Annotated in this window: 1 protein-coding gene; it reads left to right on the top strand. The window is 72.9% G+C overall.

Features of this window, described 5'->3' with window-relative positions; translation table 11 throughout:
* On the top strand, nt 1-2,672 hold a 2,672-nt coding region (locus HG542_RS34035), incomplete at both ends, for a type I polyketide synthase (RefSeq protein WP_171088287.1).

The raw sequence follows: 2,672 nt of genomic DNA, 5'->3' as shown, positions 1-2,672 counted from the left end.
GAACGGTGTGCTGCCGCAGACGCTGCACGTCGACGAGCCGACCCCGCACGTGGACTGGTCGGCCGGCGATGTCCGGCTGCTGACCGAGGCCGTGGAGTGGCCGGAGTCGGAGCGGCCGCGCCGGGCGGGTATCTCGTCCTTCGGTGTCAGCGGCACCAACGCGCACACGATCATCGAGCAGGCCCCGCCGGCTCCCGTGGCCGAAACCGGCACCGAGGTATCGGGCCCCGTGCCGTGGCTGCTCTCCGCCAAGAGCGGTGCGGCGCTGCGCGACCAGGCGCGACGCCTGCTGAACTTCGCGAGCGAGGGCACTTCGCCCGCGGATGTCGGCTTCTCGCTGGCCACCACCCGGACCGCCCTGCGCCACCGGGCAGCCGTCGTGGGGGAGAACCACGAGGACTTCCTGCGCGGGCTCGAGGACCTGGCCGCGGGGAACCCGTCACCCGGCGTGGTGCTGGGGCGCCCGGCCGGCGGCAAGACCGGCTTCCTCTTCTCGGGGCAGGGGTCGCAACGCCTCGGTATGGGGCGGGAGTTGTACGCCGCGTTCCCGGTGTTCGCGGAGGCGTACGACGAGGTGTGCGCTCACCTGGACGCGCCGGTGGATGTGGACGCGGAGTCGCTGGACGAGACCGGGTGCACGCAGCCCGCACTGTTCGCGGTCGAGGTGGCGTTGTTCCGGTTGCTGGAGTCGTGGGGTGTGCGGCCGGATTACGTGGCCGGTCACTCGGTGGGCGAGATCGCTGCGGCTCATGTGGCCGGGGTGCTGTCGCTGGCGGACGCGGCGAAGCTGGTGTCGGCGCGTGCTGCGTTGATGCAGGCGCTGCCGACCGGCGGTGCGATGGTCGCCGTCCAGGCCACCGAGGACGAGGTGCTGCCGCACCTCACCGATCAGGCCGGTATCGCCGCCATCAACGGCCCGCATTCGGTGGTGGTTTCGGGCGCCGAGGATGCGGTGCTGGCGATTGCGGAGGTGTTCGCCCAGCAGGGTCGTAAGACGTCGCGGCTGAAGGTGAGCCATGCGTTCCACTCGCCGCTGATGGATCCGATGCTGGACGAGTTCGCGGCAGTGCTGGAGGGTCTGACGTTCGACGAGCCGCAGATCCCGGTCGTGTCCAACCTGACCGGCGAGCTGGCGGAGTCGTACTCCGCCGAGTACTGGGTCCGGCACGTCCGCGAGGCGGTCCGTTTCGCCGACGGTGTGCAGACCCTGCACGGCCTCGGCGTGACCACCTTCGTGGAGATCGGCCCCGGCGGGGTGTTGAGCGGCATGACGCAGGGCTGCCTGGACGAGGCCGTCACCATTCCCGTCCTGCGCGCCGACCGCCCCGAGCGGCACGCGCTCACCACCGCCCTCGCGCACCTGCACACCCACGGCGTAACCGTGGACTGGAACGTGTTCTTCTCCGGTGCCCGGAAGGTCGGTCTGCCCACCTACGCGTTCCAGCACGAGCGGTACTGGGTGGACGTCGCGGCACCGGCTGCCACGGCGTCCGACCCGGTGGACGCCGAGTTCTGGGAGACCGTGGAGCGCGAGGACCTCGCCTCGCTCGCCGCCACGCTGGAGATCCGCGCCGAGGACTCGTTCGGCGACGTCCTGCCGCGCCTCTCGTCGTGGCGGCGGCAGCGCAAGGAGCAGTCCGCCGTGGACGCCCTGCGCTACCGGATCACCTGGAAGCGGATCTCCGACCCCAACGGGACGCGGCGGACCGGCACTTGGCTGGTCCCGGTCGGTGCCGCGCAGGCCGACGACGCATGGGTCGCCGCCTGCCTGCGCGGGCTGACGGCCCAGGGCCTCGCCCCGCTGCCGGTTCCGGTCGAGCCGGGAACCGACCGGAAGGCCCTCGCCGGCCGGCTCGCCGAGGCAGCGGGCGGCGAGCCCGTAGCGGGCGTGCTCTCGCTGCTCGCCCTCGACGGCTCCGCCTCTCCGACCGCCGGGTTGGCCAACGGTGTTGCCCTGTCCGTCCTGCTCGTGCAGGCGCTCGGCGACGCGGGCATCGACGCACCGCTGTGGTGCGCGACCCGGAGCGCGATGGGTGTGGGCTCCGACGACACCCCGGCGAACCCCGTCCAGTGCCAGGTGTGGGGCCTCGGCAGGTCGGCCGCGCTGGAGCACTCCGCGCGCTGGGGCGGTCTGATCGACCTCCCCGCCGACGTCGACGACCGGACCGCCGAGCGACTCGCCGCGGTGCTGGGCCAGTCGGCCGAGGACCAGGTCGCGATCCGCGCGGCCGGGGTGTTCGTACGACGCCTCGCACGGGCCACCGAGGCGCCGGGCGGCCGTGTGTGGTCGCCGCGGGGCACGGTGTTGATCACGGGTGGTACGGGTGCGCTGGGTGGTCATGTGGCGCGCTGGCTGGCCGGTGCGGGTGCGGAGCATCTGGTGCTGACGAGCCGTCGGGGTATCGACGCTCCTGGTGCGGCGGATCTCAAGTCCGAGCTGGAGGGGCTGGGTTCGCGGGTGACGGTGGCCGCGTGTGATGTGGCCGATCGTGCGGCGGTGGCCGCGCTGCTGGCCGAGCACCCGGTGAACGCCGTCGTGCACACCGCCGGCACCGCCGAGGCGGGCATGCTCGCCGAGACCGCCCTGGACGACTTCGCGGCCACGGTCGCGGCGAAGGCCGAGGGCGCCCGGCACCTGGACGAGTTGCTGGGCGAGCAGGAGCTGGACGCCT

The organism is Streptomyces morookaense, assembly GCF_013030945.1.
Classification (GTDB): domain Bacteria; phylum Actinomycetota; class Actinomycetes; order Streptomycetales; family Streptomycetaceae; genus Streptomyces; species Streptomyces morookaensis.
This window is presented reverse-complemented; position numbering and strand designations above follow the sequence as displayed.